Annotated in this window: 13 protein-coding genes and 2 riboswitches; of the genes, 3 read left to right on the top strand and 10 right to left on the bottom strand. The window is 39.4% G+C overall.

The window, feature by feature from the left end; all coding sequences use genetic code 11:
- Positions 1-406 precede the first annotated feature (406 nt).
- From SAY88_RS17355 to SAY88_RS17335, 5 genes are all read right to left on the bottom strand, one after another.
- On the bottom strand, positions 407-1,708 hold the full coding sequence (locus tag SAY88_RS17355; protein WP_332633404.1) for an NCS2 family permease: 1,302 nt from the start codon (positions 1,706-1,708) through the stop codon (positions 407-409).
- A 109-nt stretch (positions 1,709-1,817) separates the two neighbouring features.
- Positions 1,818-1,919: riboswitch (purine riboswitch) on the bottom strand.
- Between the two features lie 91 nt (positions 1,920-2,010).
- On the bottom strand, positions 2,011-3,552 hold the full coding sequence (gene guaA / locus SAY88_RS17350) for a glutamine-hydrolyzing GMP synthase (protein WP_332633402.1): 1,542 nt from the start codon (positions 3,550-3,552) through the stop codon (positions 2,011-2,013).
- A 101-nt stretch (positions 3,553-3,653) separates the two neighbouring features.
- Positions 3,654-3,755, bottom strand: a riboswitch (purine riboswitch).
- 41 nt (positions 3,756-3,796) lie between these two features.
- Positions 3,797-5,977, bottom strand: coding sequence for a transglutaminase TgpA family protein (locus tag SAY88_RS17345; RefSeq protein ID WP_332633400.1), 2,181 nt, complete (start codon positions 5,975-5,977; stop codon positions 3,797-3,799).
- Positions 5,978-5,998: 21 nt separating this feature from the next.
- A complete protein-coding gene (locus SAY88_RS17340) occupies positions 5,999-7,150 on the bottom strand; it encodes a DUF58 domain-containing protein (protein ID WP_332633398.1) in 1,152 nt (383 codons plus the stop codon).
- Positions 7,147-8,106 (bottom strand): AAA family ATPase, encoded by a 960-nt coding sequence (locus SAY88_RS17335; protein ID WP_332633396.1) that lies wholly within the window; start codon positions 8,104-8,106, stop codon positions 7,147-7,149. The genes SAY88_RS17340 and SAY88_RS17335 overlap by 4 nt, the downstream gene beginning before the upstream one ends.
- Before the next feature lie 222 nt (positions 8,107-8,328).
- Between SAY88_RS17335 and SAY88_RS17330 the strand changes: the two genes are divergently transcribed.
- Together SAY88_RS17330 and SAY88_RS17325 are read left to right on the top strand one after the other, a co-directional pair.
- The gene (locus SAY88_RS17330) at positions 8,329-8,499 is read left to right on the top strand and encodes a hypothetical protein (RefSeq protein WP_332633395.1); all 171 of its coding nucleotides are present in this window, start codon (positions 8,329-8,331) and stop codon (positions 8,497-8,499) included.
- A 120-nt stretch (positions 8,500-8,619) separates the two neighbouring features.
- A complete protein-coding gene (locus SAY88_RS17325) occupies positions 8,620-9,819 on the top strand; it encodes a DHH family phosphoesterase (RefSeq protein ID WP_332633394.1) in 1,200 nt (399 codons plus the stop codon).
- A 56-nt stretch (positions 9,820-9,875) separates the two neighbouring features.
- Here the strand turns inward: SAY88_RS17325 and SAY88_RS17320 are convergent, their stop codons facing one another.
- Complete coding sequence (locus SAY88_RS17320) at positions 9,876-10,706, bottom strand: 1,4-dihydroxy-6-naphtoate synthase (protein WP_332633393.1); 831 nt, start codon at positions 10,704-10,706, stop codon at positions 9,876-9,878.
- Positions 10,703-11,371: a futalosine hydrolase gene (locus SAY88_RS17315; RefSeq protein ID WP_332633392.1), complete on the bottom strand. Its 669-nt coding sequence runs from the start codon at positions 11,369-11,371 to the stop codon at positions 10,703-10,705. The genes SAY88_RS17320 and SAY88_RS17315 overlap by 4 nt, the downstream gene beginning before the upstream one ends.
- Positions 11,372-11,555: 184 nt before the next feature.
- Here SAY88_RS17315 and SAY88_RS17310 point away from each other — a divergent pair, with 184 nt between their 5' ends.
- On the top strand, positions 11,556-12,434 hold the full coding sequence (locus SAY88_RS17310) for an SMP-30/gluconolactonase/LRE family protein (protein ID WP_332633391.1): 879 nt from the start codon (positions 11,556-11,558) through the stop codon (positions 12,432-12,434).
- 64 nt (positions 12,435-12,498) lie between these two features.
- Here SAY88_RS17310 and SAY88_RS17305 read toward each other — a convergent pair whose 3' ends face one another.
- The 3 genes from SAY88_RS17305 to SAY88_RS17295 all read right to left on the bottom strand — a co-directional run bounded on the left by SAY88_RS17305 (position 12,499) and on the right by SAY88_RS17295 (position 16,400).
- Positions 12,499-13,821 (bottom strand): CitMHS family transporter, encoded by a 1,323-nt coding sequence (locus SAY88_RS17305; RefSeq protein ID WP_332633390.1) that lies wholly within the window; start codon positions 13,819-13,821, stop codon positions 12,499-12,501.
- Positions 13,822-14,028: 207 nt separating this feature from the next.
- A complete protein-coding gene (locus SAY88_RS17300) occupies positions 14,029-14,736 on the bottom strand; it encodes a response regulator (protein ID WP_332633389.1) in 708 nt (235 codons plus the stop codon).
- Complete coding sequence (locus tag SAY88_RS17295) at positions 14,736-16,400, bottom strand: sensor histidine kinase (protein ID WP_332633388.1); 1,665 nt, start codon at positions 16,398-16,400, stop codon at positions 14,736-14,738. Before SAY88_RS17295 ends, SAY88_RS17300 begins: the two co-directional genes overlap by 1 nt.
- Positions 16,401-16,435 lie beyond the last annotated feature (35 nt).

Here is a 16,435-nt window from a genome sequence, read left to right as displayed (position 1 = left end):
GCGTTCGTCCTGAGCCAGGATCAAACTCTCCATAAAAGTGTTTGATTAGCTCAAAATGTATCGCTAACGATACTTTAAGTGATTTGAAAAAATCACTAAGAAATTAACGAGATATCATGTATCTCTATTTCGCTTGGCTTTTGTTCAGTTTTCAAAGAACTTATCTGTCGTTGTTAGCGACTTTAATATCATAACAACAACTTTCAAAGAAGTCAACAACTTTTTTCTTGTTATTTCAACAAAAGATAATCTGTTTTGACAACGAGATTAAATTTACCACCTTATTGAAGATCAGTCAATACTTTTTTTAAAATTAGTTTTTCTCCTCACTTTGATAAACTCCATAACCTTAAAGTCATAAAAAACAGCACCCTAACAAAGGAGTGCTGTTCTAATTTAACAAGTTTTATTCTGACAAGAAAATAAAGTAAGCAAGGAATACAAAGAAGAGAACATACATTATCGGATGAATCTCTTTTGCTTTTCCTTTAGCAACCATCGTAATTGGATACAAGATAAAGCCCATCGCAATTCCTGTTGCGATACTATACGTTAACGGCATAGCAATTACCGTTACGAAAGCAGGCACAGCTATTTCAAACCTCTTCCAATCAATTAATCCTAATGAAGAAGCCATTAAAATCCCAACGATGATTAGCGCCGCAGATGTTACTTCAGCTGTCACAACAGCCAATAGCGGAGAGAAGAACAACGCAATTAGAAACAATCCTGCAGTTACTACAGATGTAAACCCAGTACGCCCTCCAGCAGCTACACCTGAAGCAGACTCAACGTAAGCAGTTGTCGTCGACGTACCAAGGATTGCCCCAATAGAAGTTGTACTTGAATCAGCAAGCAACGCCTTACCAGCACGAGGCAGCTTATTGTCTTTAACAAACCCCGCTTGGTTTGCAACAGCATAAAGAGTTCCTGCCGTATCAAAGAAATCAACAAATAAGAAAGTTAACACAACTACGAGTAACTGCCATGTGAAAACAGTAGACCAATCAATCGCAAATGCCTGACCAAATGTTGGCGCCAAACTTGGAATAGATCCAACAATCGCTTCGGGCGGGGCAATTACACCAGTAACAACACCAGCTATAGCGGTTATAACCATTCCATAAAAGATTCCGCCATTAATACCACGAACCATAAAAATTACTGTGATCACAACACCAAAAATAGCTAACAAAGTTGGTGGAGCAAGTAAGTCCCCTAACGTTACTGCAGTCGCTTCATAAGGAACAACAATTCCCGCTCCTTTTAATCCAATAAACGCAATAAACAGACCAATACCTGCAGCAGCTGCATATTTTAGCTCAGCTGGGATTGCATTAATAATTAATTCACGAATCTTAAATACGGTAATTAAAATAAAAATAATACCAGAAAGAAAAACACCAAATAAAGCAACTTGCCAGTCTATCCCTAACCCAAGAACAACTGAATAAGCAAAAAAGGCATTTAACCCCATTCCAGGAGCTAGAGCAATCGGATAATTCGCTACTATCCCCATAATTAACGTTCCAATCGCCGCTGCTAAAGCAGTCGCTGTGAACACAGCACCAATATCCATCCCCGCATCAGCTAAGATCATTGGATTAACAAATAAAATGTATGCCATCGATAAGAATGTTGTTAAGCCAGCAACTGATTCTTTTCTATACGATGTTCCGTGTTCTTTAAAACCAAAATAACGTTCCATATGTGTTCCTCCATTTTTTTGTCTTACTCGTAATATAAACAGAAAAAAGCTTCCAATACATCACACTTGGAAGCTCAACTAACAAAAAATCGTTCAAATCCTTATAACAAAGGGGTAGATTGATTTTCGTAGTCAAGCTCTTTACGGAAGCTTGATAGAGACTCGCAGGCCATATTCCCGCAATTATACGAAAGACTATACAATTCTTGTCGGCCTAAAGAATTGTACCAATCCCCTTATCCTTTGTCAATAAAAACACGAACATTTTTTGTTTTTTTTTTGTAAAATATTCGTCTTTACGTTTATTCCCATTCAATCGTCGCTGGTGGTTTTGAAGTTACATCATAAACAACACGGTTTACATGCTTTACCTCATTCACAATTCGCGTTGAAATAATTTCAAGCACATCCCAAGGAATACGCGCCCAGTCTGATGTCATTCCATCAATGGAAGTAACCGCTCGGATACCAACAGTATAGTCATACGTACGAGCATCTCCCATAACTCCTACACTACGCATATTCGGAAGTGCCGTGAAATACTGCCAAATTTCGCGATCAAGACCAGCTTTTTTAATCTCTTCACGTAAAATCGCATCCGATTCCCGAACAATTTCTAATTTCTCTTCTGTAATTTCTCCGAGTACACGAATACCTAAACCTGGTCCCGGGAATGGTTGACGCCATACAATCTCATCAGGGATGCCAAGCTCTGTTCCAAGTTTACGAACTTCATCCTTAAACAATGTATTAAGCGGCTCAATTAATTCAAAACGCATATCTTCAGGAAGCCCACCTACATTATGATGAGACTTGATTGTTTGCGCAGTGTCTGTGCCACTCTCAATAATATCAGTATAAAGAGTACCTTGAGCTAGGAAATCCATATCCTTTAGCTTCGATGCTTCTTCATCAAACACATAAATAAATTCATTTCCGATGATTTTACGTTTTTGTTCAGGGTCAGAGACTCCTTCTAACTTACCTAGGAAACGCTCTTGTGCATCAATTTTAATGACTTTCATGTTAAAGCCTTCGCTGAACGTTTTCATAACACTATCTGCTTCACCTTTACGAAGAAGCCCGTGATCGATAAACATACAAGTTAACTGATCTCCAATCGCCTTATGGATTAAGACAGCAACAACAGAAGAATCCACTCCACCACTTAAAGCACAAAGAACTTGCTTATCTCCTACTTGCTCTCTAATTTTCTCCATTTCTACTTCAACGAAGTTCTCCATTGACCAGTCGCCTGTACATCCGCACACTTCAAAAGCAAAGTTTTTCAGCATATCATTTCCGAATTCAGAATGACGGACTTCTGGGTGAAATTGAACGCCATATAAGTTTTGCGCCTCATTACTCATTGCTGCTACTGGAGTAGAAGGGTTAAATGCATCAACAACAAACCCTTCTGGAGGGGCAGTAATTAAATCACCATGACTCATCCAAGTAGATTGTTCAATCGGTAACCCTTTGAAGATTTTTGATTGGTTTTCAACTTTAATCGTCGCTTTTCCGTATTCACGGTGATCAGCTGCATCCACTTTCCCACCAAAGTGTTGAGTCATTAACTGCATTCCATAACAGATCCCTAAAATAGGAATACCAAGATCATAAATAGCTGGATCACACTTAGGTGCACCCTCTACATACGCACTATTAGGACCACCAGAGAAAATAATTCCTTTAGGGTTCATTTTTTTAATTTCTTCTGCCGTTAACTTGTTAGAGTGCAATTCACTATACACACCTAGATCACGAATACGTCTTGCAATTAATTGATTGTATTGTCCACCAAAGTCTAGTACAACAATCATTTCTTGGTTTAATTCAGTCATGCTTTCCCACCCTTTTTATTATTTCATTCGTACATTACAAAAAGAGAACTAGAATTCACCTACTTGTCCGATTAAACATGAACAAGGAAGGCAGAAATTCTAGTTCTTCTTTCTGCCTTCATAGTCAGATTTTTTACGGTAATCCGGTAGAGACTCTTAGGCCATATTCCTAAGGATATACGAAGGTCGATTCTTTATACATTTTTTAAACACTGATTCATTTTATCAGTGAGCTTTAAGACGGTCAAGAATCGATTTTCCGAACAAAGGAAAGCCAATTCGGCTTTTGTTTCGACCAACTAGCATCAATCGATTGACCACCATACATAATCCGTTCGTATTCAATCGTCAAACTCATCATTTCTGTCGTGTTAAAAAGTTTATCCATTCGCGTAGCATATTCCCTAAGCGTCTCCCCATTTTCACGTTCCCAACCAACATACTTCAACAACCAAAGTAAGCGATCATACGCTTGCAAAAAGGCCTCTTTATCGTCTCTTCGACCAAACTTTCTTAACATATAGTATTGGAAAATCCGTTTATTTTTAGCAAGAACAAATAAAAACATTCCAACTATGAGTCCAGTTAAGATCCAATGTCCACCCGGTATCGTCCAATTTCGAGAAGAACCTGCACTTGTAGATGATTGCTCATCATCCCCCTCTAGATCTGCAAATACATCCTCCACTTCTGGCTCGTTTTCTTCTTCCTCATCTTCTACCCTTGAATTCTCTTCTGTTCCCTCTCTCTCGACTTCTGGTTCGTTAAACTCATACACGTTATCGAAGCCGCGAGTTGGTTCAAACGGTACCCACCCCACTTCTGGGAAATATACTTCTACCCATGAATGAGCGTTTCCGTTTGTCACTTGATACACATTTCGAGATTCTTCAGTACCAATGAGCTCACCTTGGGTAAATCCCTTTGCCCATCTAGCAGGAATATCGATTGTTCGTAACAATACAATCATCGCTGTGGAAAAATTATCACAGTATCCTCGCATCGTTTCAAACAAAAACTGATCAACATAGTCTTGTCCCTCTCTCGGAACAGGAACTTCTTGAGTCTCATACTGAAAATCATTCCGTCCAAAGTACGACTCAATTGCTTTTGCTCGGTCATAACGATTTTCTTCACCTTCAGTTATTTCTAAAGCAAGGTCTCGTATCCGAGTAGGCAAGTCATCAGGAAGCTGAGTATAATAATCTCGTATATCATCGGGGTCTTGATTACCCGTTTTGCGCAGCCCTTCAATTTGATAACTCGGATACAAGTATTCATACTGATAATGTTCAAGTTTGATAGACTGAGCACCTCGATACGTACTCGCTTTCCCTGTATAGGCATCTTGGAACAATTCAAATTCTATAATCTGATTGCTTAGCTGTAATTCACCAGGATAAAACAAATGATCAAACCCTCTTGAGTGTTCGGTTAACATAATCTCTGCTTCCAACGTCTCATATTCAACTATCCCTCGGCCAAGATTACTGTATAAAAAACTCTTTCTTTCTACAGGGGTGGTCGTTTCCCAACCTCGACCTGTATAATAATCCTTCGTTTCACCTCTCCAATAATGTTCTCTTGAAGAGAAAGCATAAAATACAGGAGTATCATCATCTATGAATCCGCCACCTAGTCGCTCATCATTATCTCCATAACCAATTCGCTGGACAAGCTCTCCTGATCCATTTTCGCCCATTCCAACAGCTGCTCGTACAAATGGAACAGGATCATCCCATTGCGGGTCTAGTTTGGGCGATAACAACCCTAATAATCCACCTGCACCAATTAGCATGATAAGCAACATAGCAAGGCGAACAGGCAAAAGTTTAGGTGCTTTATACACGGTTTGTTGTTCAATCATCCGGTACATAGTAACCAAACCTAGTAAAAGAAAACCAATTATGAACGTACGTATTATAGCAAATGTGGCGTCATAAATAGTAAAAGTATCTATCACAGTGACATAAACAACAGTAAAAACTAGAAAAAACAACACTCTTCTTGCATGTACTGTCCAATAAAACAGAAGATAACTCATAATCGCTAACAAGACAAAGAATAAAAAGCTACGAAATAGGTCGGTCAATCCATACCAACCACCCGTCAACATAAGCTCGATATTTATGATGATGTCAGAAACAATATAAAGGAACCATTCAAAAGATAGAAACGGTCCATCCATGAAAACTAAGTAAAGTCCATAAAAAACGACTACTGACTTTAATACCATAGAGACAATGACAGGCAATTGTAAAAATGTAATAAAGAAAAAAACAGCTGTAACTAGCACAAAAACAAAAATATACCCAGTATCTGTAATGTGCGGGAGTGGTAAAAGCCATTCCATAAGCAGCAGGAAACTTAATCCATACAACAGGAAATCCCTTCCTGTTTCGGTTTGCTTTTGATCTAAACGCACGACCTCCCCTCCCCTTTCAATTTATTCGTTTTCAATAAAGGTCGAAACTCCAGCCCTTTCCAGTTCCTCTATAAACGTACGATCTTGCTCCGAAACGGCAACTAAACATACGGTAACGACAACACTCTCTTCTAATAACGTTTTACAAACTTTTAATACTCGTTCATTTAACCCAACACAAACGTAGTACACATGCATTCCTGACCAATCTCGATATACCTTATGAATGGCAGGTGCCGGCTCCTCACTCGGTATCAATTTCGCCAATGTCATTAAACCTTTTGAAATAGATCGTTGATTCACTTCAAGTGACATCCAATCTCCAAGTCTAACCGCAAGCCTCACTCCCGGTTGTTTTTGAGTAAAGGTGACCATTAAGGAAGCTGCCAATTCGACTGAATGCTCAAAAACAGATTCATTCAGATCGATAACGGCTGAATCAAATGCAACCACAATCCCTTCGCCCTGATAAGACTCAAACTCTTTCGTCATTAACTTGGTCGACCTAGCCGACTGTTTCCAGTCGATTGAAGTTAACCGGTCTCCAGGCACATACTGCCGGACACCAGCAAGAGAACGATCTTCCTCAAAAGAATGCTGAATTCTTCTACCATCTAACTGTCTCGGTTTTCCAAAATCATTAATTGGTGGTAGCTTATGAAAGCGAGGATATACAAGAAGCTTTGTTTCACAAAGTACCTTCTTCTCTCTTTCAAACAAACCAAATAAATCACCGAAGACGAGCGATAATTGTTCAAATGTATGTGCACCCCTCTTCACATCACGTACAGTGTACGAGAAGACAAGACGCCTTTGGAAAGAAAAGAAAAAGAGAGAACCTGATTCTTCATAGGTTCCGAGATTTTCGGGAATCAGATCTTGAACCCTAACATAAAAAAACGGCTGAAGCGCACGCTTAGGAAGCGTGACCGTAACCGTTAACGACTCACCGGCTTGCAATACATCTTTATGAAATACCCGTTCCGCCTTGACTATACGAAATGGATACAAAGCCACCAAAACGGTGGAAACCACTACCGTTACAACACTATAAAATAAAAACCAACTCACAAATCCACCTTGAAACATCGCATAAGAAAACGCAGCTGCAATAAATAGTAAAAGAAGTGAGCATTTTACAAATAGACGAAAGTTCCCCTTCCCTCTACTCACGAGCGCGTCAACCTTCTCTGATTTACAGGGATTCGGACCTGTTCCAGAATAGAAGAAATCACCTCTTCTTGTGTCCTGTTAGACATTTTGGCCTCGGCCGTTAACATCATTCGGTGCGCAAGTATATATGGTGCTAGATGCTTCACATCATCCGGAAGTACATACTCTCTTCCTTTCACAAAGGCATATGCTTGAGATGCTTTCATCAACGCAATCGTCCCCCGCGGACTTACCCCTAACTCGACTGCTCGATTTTGTCGCGTTTCATGCACTAGGTCAATCATGTACATTTTCACGTCTTCACTAACGAGAACTTTCGTTATTTCAGACTGGATATCTACTACCTCCGCTGTTGTCATTACCGGCTTAATATCTTCAAGTGGATGCTTATGCTGAATTCGTTCTAGTACTTCTAATTCTTCTAAGGCCGTTGGATACCCTAGATTTAACTTAATTAAGAACCGATCAAGCTGAGCTTCAGGTAACGGGAATGTCCCTGCATACTCAATAGGATTTTGTGTAGCCATAACAAAGAACGGCTTTTCAAGCTGAAGAGTTTCTCCATCTATCGTTACACTACTTTCTTCTAATGCTTCCAGTAATGCCGATTGGGTCTTTGGTGATGTACGATTTATTTCATCAGCAAGGACAATATTCGCCAAAATAGGACCCGGTCGAAACTCAAACTGCTGCTTAAGTTGATTATATATCGATACCCCTGTCACATCTGATGGCAGGAGATCTGGTGTGAATTGAATTCGTTTAAATTCCGCTCCAAGAGATTTGGCTATCGCTTTAACCATCATCGTCTTTCCAACTCCCGGAACATCTTCAAGCAGAACATGTCCTCCAGCAAAGAGCGAAACAAGGCTTAACTCAACCTCTTTCCTCTTGCCAACGACGACAAGTTCAATGTTTTCAATTACTTTTTCAATTCGTTCAACCGCTGCTGTCATGCAACTGCCTCCAATCTAATAAATAACCAGTCTATTTCCATCATACCATTTCAACCTATAAAAAACGTTATAATTGCATTACCAATTTTAAGAGAAATACTAAACGATTTCCTTTTGGCATACATATAGAGTTCATCTATTTTTCTTGTAAATAATCTAACACAAAACACACAAAAGTTCTGATTTTATGTTAGAATATGGAAACTAAAAAGGAGGGATCTTATGACAATCGGTTTGTCATTTATTGCAATCGGGCTTATCATTGGGTTCATCACCTATAGTTATGTCGGTCTACTATACGGGTTAATTGGCGCTATTATCGTTGCCACGATTGTTAATCAACTTATTTACAAACGACAGACAGCTAATGACAAAGCTTCAATCACAAAGTAATAACATACACCCCTAAATTTCTCCTTATAAATAAACTCCAATCACAATTTAAATTTTAACTTTTTTGCTCAATATTCCCTCCTTACTGATGCATACTATAAGTATAGGAGGGGGTATTTGATGTATCGATTGTATACTCACAACGACTTAGATGGTGTAGGCTGCGGAATTCTTGCTCGCTTAGCCTTTGGATCAAATGTTGACGTTCGCTATAACTCCGTTCAAGGCTTAGATTTTCAGATTGAACGGTTTTTAGAGAAAGACAGGTTAGATGATGTATTACTCATCACCGATCTATCTGTACATAGTGATAACGAAAAAAAATTAGATGAATTCGTTAAAAAGGGAGGAAGCGTAACATTACTTGACCATCACAAAACAGCTCTCCATTTTAACGAATATAGCTGGGGTTCTGTCACAGTGGAATACGAAGACGGAAGATTAGCTGCAGCAACCTCGTTATTTTATGAGTTTCTAGTTGAGCAAGGTTTCTTGAAACACTCTTCTTCATTAGACGAATTTGTCGAGCTAGTACGACTATGGGACACATGGGAATGGGAAAAAAATAACGTACTAAAGGCTAAACGGTTAAACGATCTGTTTTTTATGATTTCTATCGATGAATTTGAAGAACGAATGGTGAACCGCCTTCAAGAAAGCGAAACTTTTAGCTTCGATGAATTTGAAGAAAAAATTCTTGATATGGAAGAAACGAAGATCGAACGTTATATAAGAAGAAAAAGAAGAGAGCTCGTACAAACTTTCATTGGCAACTATTGCGCCGGCATTGTTCATGCTGAATCTTATCATTCAGAACTAGGAAATGAATTAGGAAAGGATAGTCCGCATCTTGATTATATTGCTATTCTAAATTTAGGAGGCAAAAAAATCAGTTTTCGAACCATTCATGATGATGTTGACGTATCAGAAATCGCCGGCCAGTTCGGTGGTGGCGGCCACGCAAAAGCTTCAGGCTGCTCGCTCAACGAAGAAGCATACAAACTTTTCATAGCTGAACCATTTCCGATCGAACCTCTGCGAATTGACGCTTTTAGAAACCAACATAATTTAAAGGCAAGTCAATCAGGCTCTTTGTATGTAGATAGTGAAGAGAATCGCTTCTTCATTTATCCTTTAAGTGATAAGAAGTGGGTATTAGAAAAGAACCAATCAGTCGAAAGTTCCTTTTCATCGTTTGAAGAAGCCGAGCGCCAAATTAAACGAAATCACTTAGCATGGCTTGTTCGCGATGAACTATTTGTACGATATCTATCCGAAAATGTCTTAAGCGAAAAACGCTCGAAAGCAAAAGGAAATTAACTACTCACAAAAAAGTTGACCCCTCATTTCATTATAATGTGGGGTCATAACAATACTTATCTTAGAGCACCCATATCAAACTTTGGAACTAACCCTTCTTCAGCTGCCCTTCCTAGTAACGCTTCAATAGCCGCATATCCATCATCACCCAAATCTAGCGTAAACTCATTAACATACAAATCAATATGTGATTTCGCAACGTCATGAGAAAGCTCTTGAGCATGCTCCATAATATACGACTTTGACACTTCTGGATGAGCCCAAGCATACTCAACCGAAGCTCGAATCCAAGTTGTAATTGCCTCTAGGTCTAGAGAACGGTGAGCGATAATTGCCCCTAACGGAATCGGCAGCCCCGTATCTTCTTCCCACCAATTCCCTAAGTCCGTCAAAAGATTAAGGCCATATTGTCGATAGGTAAAACGAGCTTCATGGATGACTAGCCCTGCATCAATGTCTCCAGCTTGGACAGCAGGCATAATCTCATGAAATGGCATCACAACAATTTCTCCAACTCCACCTGGAACATTTTGCGCCGCCCACAACCGAAACAATAAGTAAGCTGTTGAACGCTCACTTGGTACAGCTACCTTTTTTCCTGATATTGCTTTAGAACCTGTTTGTGCTTCTTTTGTTAAGACAAGCGGTCCACATCCTCTGCCAAGCGCTCCTCCACAAGGAATTAAAGCATACTCAGACAGCACCCAAGGAAGTGCAGCATAAGAAATTTTCTGAACCTCGGGACCTTTCCCTTCTGCTGCCCAATTGTTTGTAATATCAATATCTGCATAGGTTACATCTAGTTTTGGCGCTCCAGGAATGAACCCATGAACCCATGCGTGGAACACAAATGTATCATTTGGACAAGGAGAAAATGCTATCTTCATTTGAACACCTCCGAAAAAATTGAACTTGCTTTCTCTAACGTATCAAGCGCTTCTTTTATGCGCCAAGATTCCCTATCTCTCGGACCAACTTTATTAGAAATCGATCTAACCTCGATAACAGGGATATGACTTTGCTTCGCCGCTTCCGCTACACCAAAGCCTTCCATCCCCTCTGCTATAGCATGAGGAAACCGTTCTAATAAATAATTCGCTGTTTCTTGTGTACCTGTCACTGTCGACAATGTAAGGATAGCCCCTTCCTGAACAGGTATCCCTTGTTCCATTGCCTTAGAACAAATACGCGTAACCATTGCTTTTTCCACCTCTATCTTAGACGAGCCTAACTTTAACTCCTCTAAACTCAAAAATCCATCATAGGATTCTGCTCCTAAATCTGCCGCCACCATTTCTGTCGATACCGCAAGAGAACCAACCTCTGCTTTCCCTTCGAAACCACCAGCAATGCCCGCGTTAATCACATAATTATATTGCGTTTTTGCCAATGCAGTTGCTGTAGCCACTGCAGCTGCAGCTTGTCCCACTCCTGCTACGATGACATCAAAGTCATTGCAATTACGTAACCCGCGTAAGATTGCTTCCTTCTCTGCAGAAACGGAAGTAACGATCAGCATACGTCGACTTAACACTTTATTAGATCCGCTCATTATGCGCACTCTCCTCCATAACACAGTTGACTTACTCTTTAGCATTTAGTGTATCTAATTACCAGATCCTTGACTAGTATAAGACTCCCTACACACCTTCACACCTCTTAGTCCCCTAAATAATTCTACTAAACATGGTATGATAAAAAGATATTGAGTTACAGAAAATTCAGGAGGTAGATTCATGTCTTATCAAGTAGAGATAGCTGTACCTGCAAAAGCTACATTAGGGGAAGGACCGCATTGGGATCATGAAAACGAACGTTTATATTGGGTTGATATACTCGAAAAGAAACTCCATATTTATGAACCACAGAAAAGTGAAAACCGCACAATAACTTTTGAGCAATATATCGGTGCTGTTGTCGGAAGTAAGTCAGGTGACCTCTTGTTAGCGATGAAAAATGGAATTTATCGTTACAATATTCAATCTGGACAATTAACTTTTTTAACGAATCCTGAAGGGGAATTGCCCAATAATCGTTTTAATGACGGTAAATGCGACCCAGCTGGACGTTTTTGGGCCGGGACTATGTCTCTCGAAGAAGAAACTCATGCAGGCTCCTTATATCGCTTTCAACCATCTGGCGACATAAAGAAAGTGATCTCTCCAGTTACTATTTCAAATGGATTGGCTTGGAGTCCTGATCATAAGTATATGTACTATATTGATACACCAACACATGAGGTCCAGATGTACAATTATAACAAGGAAACTGGAGACATCTCACATGCCAAAACAGCAGTAACCATCCCAGATGGAAACGGCTATCCAGATGGGATGACGATCGACCAAGAAGGCATGATCTGGGTAGCACATTGGGGAGGCAGTAAGGTGACACGCTGGAATCCTCATTCAGGGAACCTATTAGATGAAATTGCAGTTCCAGCCAAAAACGTTACATCTTGCACATTTGGCGGAAAAAACCTTGATGAATTATACATAACAACAGCTCGAAAAGGGATGGTAGAGTCAGATTTTCATTCTTACCCCGATTCAGGTCATCTTTTTAAAGTAAAAACAAATGTCAAAGGAATTCCTGCCTACCTTTTTGAAGATTGATGCTAGTGTAAATATAAAAAGAGGATAGCCATTTTATTTTGGCCATCCTCTTTTCATATTTCAATTAAATGACTCCTATTAACATAGCAGCTACAATCAATACAATACTAAATCCCCAAACCCAAAAGAACGAGTAACGGATATGCTTACCCATTTCAAGTCCTGCAAGCCCAAGAGCTAACCAAAGAGCAGGTGAAAATGGACTGATAAATGTACCGATAATATTCCCTATTACCATCGCATAAGCAGCGGAAGTCGTTTCCACTCCGTAACCAGAAACAATTTGTTCTACAACTGGTACTAAAGCAAAATAGTAAGCATCCGTACTCAACACTAGTTCAAACGGTACACCCAAAAATCCGATAACAAGGTGCAAATAAGGAACGATAAATGCTGGTAAAAATAGAACAAGGTCTGTCGCTAGCGATTGTAACATTCCTGTTCCATCTAAAATCCCTAAAAATGATCCAGCCGCAAGAATAATGGCAGCCATTAACAAGGCGTTAGGTGCGTGTGCTTTAATTCGCTCCATTTGATCATCAACTTTAGGATAATTCATGATTAAGGCTATACTTAAACTGATCATGAAAACAAAACCGGCAGGGATAATCCCCCATACCAACATCGTAATGACACCTAGCGTCAGTAGTAAGTTCGCCCACAATAGTTTCGGACGTGCTAGTGACTCATCTTTTCTAGATGGCGTAGCCTGCTCTGTCATCTCTAACGTTGCGGCAGCTTCTAATTCTGCATTTTCTGATTCCGTCAGCTTTGAAATTTTTCGTTTTTCTCTTAAGCCTAAAATAACAGCTAATCCTATTAATAAAATCATGGCAATAATTTGGACTGGAATTAGAGGTCTCCATAACTCCGTTGGATCTGCTCCAATAACTGCAGCAGTTCTCCCAAGCGGTCCTCCCCATGGGACCATATTAATAATACTTGCACTTAAACCAACTAATAAGAGCAACAAATACGGACTCATTTTCAGTCTCTTATATAAAGGCAACAGTGCTGGAATCGTAATAAGAAATGTTGAAGCTCCAGATCCATCAAGGTGTGCAATTGCTCCAATGATAACTGTTCCAACAGCAACAGCAATAACATCGCCTCTTGAAATCGCAATCATTTTATTAATAATTGGGTCAAATAGTCCCGCATCCTGCATAACTCCAAAAAAGAGAATTGCAAAAATAAACATAATGACGACATTGATTACTCGGTCAATTCCTTCACCAAAAAGGACGCCTATTTCAGCAAACCCAAATCCTGCAAATAACGCTCCGACAATAGGAACAAGCACAAGTCCGATAATCGGCGTAATCCGCCCACTTAATAACAAAAACACAATAGTCAAGATCGTAACAAGACCAATGATACTCAGCATTCATATCTCCCCTTTCAATTTAAATAAACGTTTACTCGAAAAGAGAGAAGATTTGAAAGCGGATACATTTTAACCTAACTTCACTACAAAAAATCTCTCTTTTCAAAGTTTTCTATGTACATAGAAATTTACCACGATTGAAAAGAGAGATGAAGTTTATGAAAATAAACAAAATATTGATCATTAAATGAATTTTGTTCATATTGTTCACTTTAACAAATATCGTCGTTCCGGCCGCCCGACGTCTCCATATTTTTGTTCCGCTAATAATTCTTTAATTGAAACCAAATATTCTAAATAACGTCTTGCTGTCGACCTGCTAGCTCCAATCTCTTTCCCCACTTGCACAGCGGTCAACCCATTTTCGCGGTTTCTTTCCATAATGCTTTTAATCTTATCTAACGTGAGACGATCAATCCCCTTTGGTAAATCATCGAATGCTTCCATATTAGGAGATGTCTGATTTTGTAAGGAAAATCTAGTTAATTGGTCAATTTCCTCCTGCTCCATACTTTCTTTAGAAGCTAATACGTTTCTTTGTTCATAATACTGGTCAAGCGTTTGTTTAAACCTCGAGAACTCAACAGGCTTTACAATATAATCGAATATTCCACCTCGTAATGTCTCTTCAATTGTTGAAACTTCCTTTGCTGCAGTCATCATAATAAGATCAATGCTTTGATACTCTTTACGAATCTCCCAAAAGAGCTCTAAACCATGAACATCAGGGATATATACATCTAACAGAATAAGATCTGGTAATGTCGTTAGCCGTTTTAACACTTGTCGTGCCTCTTCCCCGGTTTTTACAATATCAATAACTTTAAACCCTTCCACTTTTTCAACAAATTGCCTTGTAATTTCAGCAACCCGAAAGTCATCTTCCACAATTAACACCTGAAAATCATGGCGCATTACTCAAGTCCCCCCATATCCGTATTATCCTTTGGTATTATTACGACAAAACAAGCGCCTCCTAGTTCGCCCTCTTCTAAGAAAATGTCTCCATCAATTTCTGTAAGGACCTGTTTTGTTAACGCTAAACCAATTCCTCGGTGTGAACCTTCTTTAGTTGAAAACCCTTGTTTAAAAATATCTAAAGCAAAATCGCTAGGCACACCTTTCCCTGCATCCTCAATTTCAAACACAATCTCTTCTCCGATATCCGTAAAGAAAATTGAAACATCCCGTTTCGGCTCAGAGTTATTTTTCACGGCATCAATGGCGTTTTCTATTAGGTTGCCAAGAACTGTTACGAGAGCCTCCCGCTTTTTATCAGACAAACGGTATGTTAATCTGCTTTCAGGATCAATGGTTAAACGAACCCTTTGTTCATTTGCTTGATTCAACTTACCCAACAATATGGCATTCACCAATGGATCGGGTACCTTTTCAACCAAAAAACGTATCCACTTTTGTTGAATGTTGCTTTCTCTCCGAATAAAATCAACCGCCTCTTCACTTTTCTCTAATTGAATAAGGCCTAAAATTGTATACATTTTATTAGAAAACTCATGAGTTTGCGCACGTAAAGCATCAGCATACTGTTTTACCCTTGTTAATTCTTTTGTTAGCTTTTCAATTTCTGTTTTATTTCGAAAAGTAGACACTGCTCCAATTAACATATTGTCATAATAAATAGGGACGCGATTTACAAGGACAATATGGTTTCCTAGCAACAGCTCTTTATTGTATTGGCTCTCTCCTCGTTCAAGCACTTCATGAAGCTTTGAATTCGGAAGCACCTCCAAAATCGGCCTGCCAATCAATTGGTCGGTTTCTTTTCTATTACTCGAAATCAACCGCTTTGCTGCCGCGTTCATCATTGTAATCGTACCGTCTTTATTTACGGCGATAATCCCTTCATGAGTCGATTGCAAGATCGTTTCTTTCTGCAAAAGAAGATGTGAAATTTCTTCAGGCTCTAAGCCAAATAACAATTTTTTTATATAATTTGCAATGAGGACCGCACCTATCATTCCTACCCCAACAATAGCTAAAAGCACATACCATAGTTCCTGGCTGTAATTTTTAACAATGCTTTGAACATCCTCATTTAAAAAACCAACAGAAACGACTCCGATAATTTCGCCTTCCCGTGAGATAACTGGCACCTTTCCCCGAATTGATTGTCCTAACGAACCAACTGCCTTGGAGACGTATGATTCACCATGAATCAGTGCACGGTCATTATCCTCACCAACCATCTTGTTTCCAATTTGGTCTGGATTCGGATGCGCATATCGAATTTCATTTCGATTACCTACCACAATAAATTCTGCACCAGTCGCTTCTCGAATTGGTGAAACAAGAGGCTGAATGACCGCTGAAGGATTATCCAAACCAAATGCATCTTTTAACTCAGGTATTTGGGCAACACTCTCAGCCACACTCAGCGCCCGTTCACCAAGCTGCGTTTCCAATGTATCTGAGAGGAAATATTGAAGAAATAATCCGACAATCGAGAACATTCCAATAATTAATATGACAATAAGAAACGTCATTTTTAATTTTAAGTTAAGCTTCGTTTTTGGCTTATTTAAATATCTTCTACTGTCACCACTCTGAAATGAAATCATTACCCGACGCTCCTTCTTAAAATACTTTTATAGTT

This window comes from Halalkalibacter flavus (assembly GCF_036663575.1).
GTDB lineage: Bacteria > Bacillota > Bacilli > Bacillales > Bacillaceae_D > Halalkalibacter > Halalkalibacter flavus.
This window is presented reverse-complemented; position numbering and strand designations above follow the sequence as displayed.

Excerpts from the sequence above, each read along its gene's own strand:
- SAY88_RS17325 (WP_332633394.1), top strand. The coding sequence starts at position 8,620 with ATGTATCGATTGTATACTCACAACGACTTAGATGGTGTAGGCTGCGGA.
- SAY88_RS17300 (WP_332633389.1), bottom strand. The coding sequence starts at position 14,736 with ATGCGCCATGATTTTCAGGTGTTAATTGTGGAAGATGACTTTCGGGTT.
- SAY88_RS17335 (WP_332633396.1), bottom strand. The coding sequence starts at position 8,106 with ATGACAGCAGCGGTTGAACGAATTGAAAAAGTAATTGAAAACATTGAA.
- SAY88_RS17315 (WP_332633392.1), bottom strand. The coding sequence starts at position 11,371 with ATGAGCGGATCTAATAAAGTGTTAAGTCGACGTATGCTGATCGTTACT.
- guaA (WP_332633402.1), bottom strand. The coding sequence starts at position 3,552 with ATGACTGAATTAAACCAAGAAATGATTGTTGTACTAGACTTTGGTGGA.
- SAY88_RS17320 (WP_332633393.1), bottom strand. The coding sequence starts at position 10,706 with ATGAAGATAGCATTTTCTCCTTGTCCAAATGATACATTTGTGTTCCAC.
- SAY88_RS17305 (WP_332633390.1), bottom strand. The coding sequence starts at position 13,821 with ATGCTGAGTATCATTGGTCTTGTTACGATCTTGACTATTGTGTTTTTG.
- SAY88_RS17330 (WP_332633395.1), top strand. The coding sequence starts at position 8,329 with ATGACAATCGGTTTGTCATTTATTGCAATCGGGCTTATCATTGGGTTC.
- SAY88_RS17355 (WP_332633404.1), bottom strand. The coding sequence starts at position 1,708 with ATGGAACGTTATTTTGGTTTTAAAGAACACGGAACATCGTATAGAAAA.
- SAY88_RS17310 (WP_332633391.1), top strand. The coding sequence starts at position 11,556 with ATGTCTTATCAAGTAGAGATAGCTGTACCTGCAAAAGCTACATTAGGG.
- SAY88_RS17295 (WP_332633388.1), bottom strand. The coding sequence starts at position 16,400 with ATGATTTCATTTCAGAGTGGTGACAGTAGAAGATATTTAAATAAGCCA.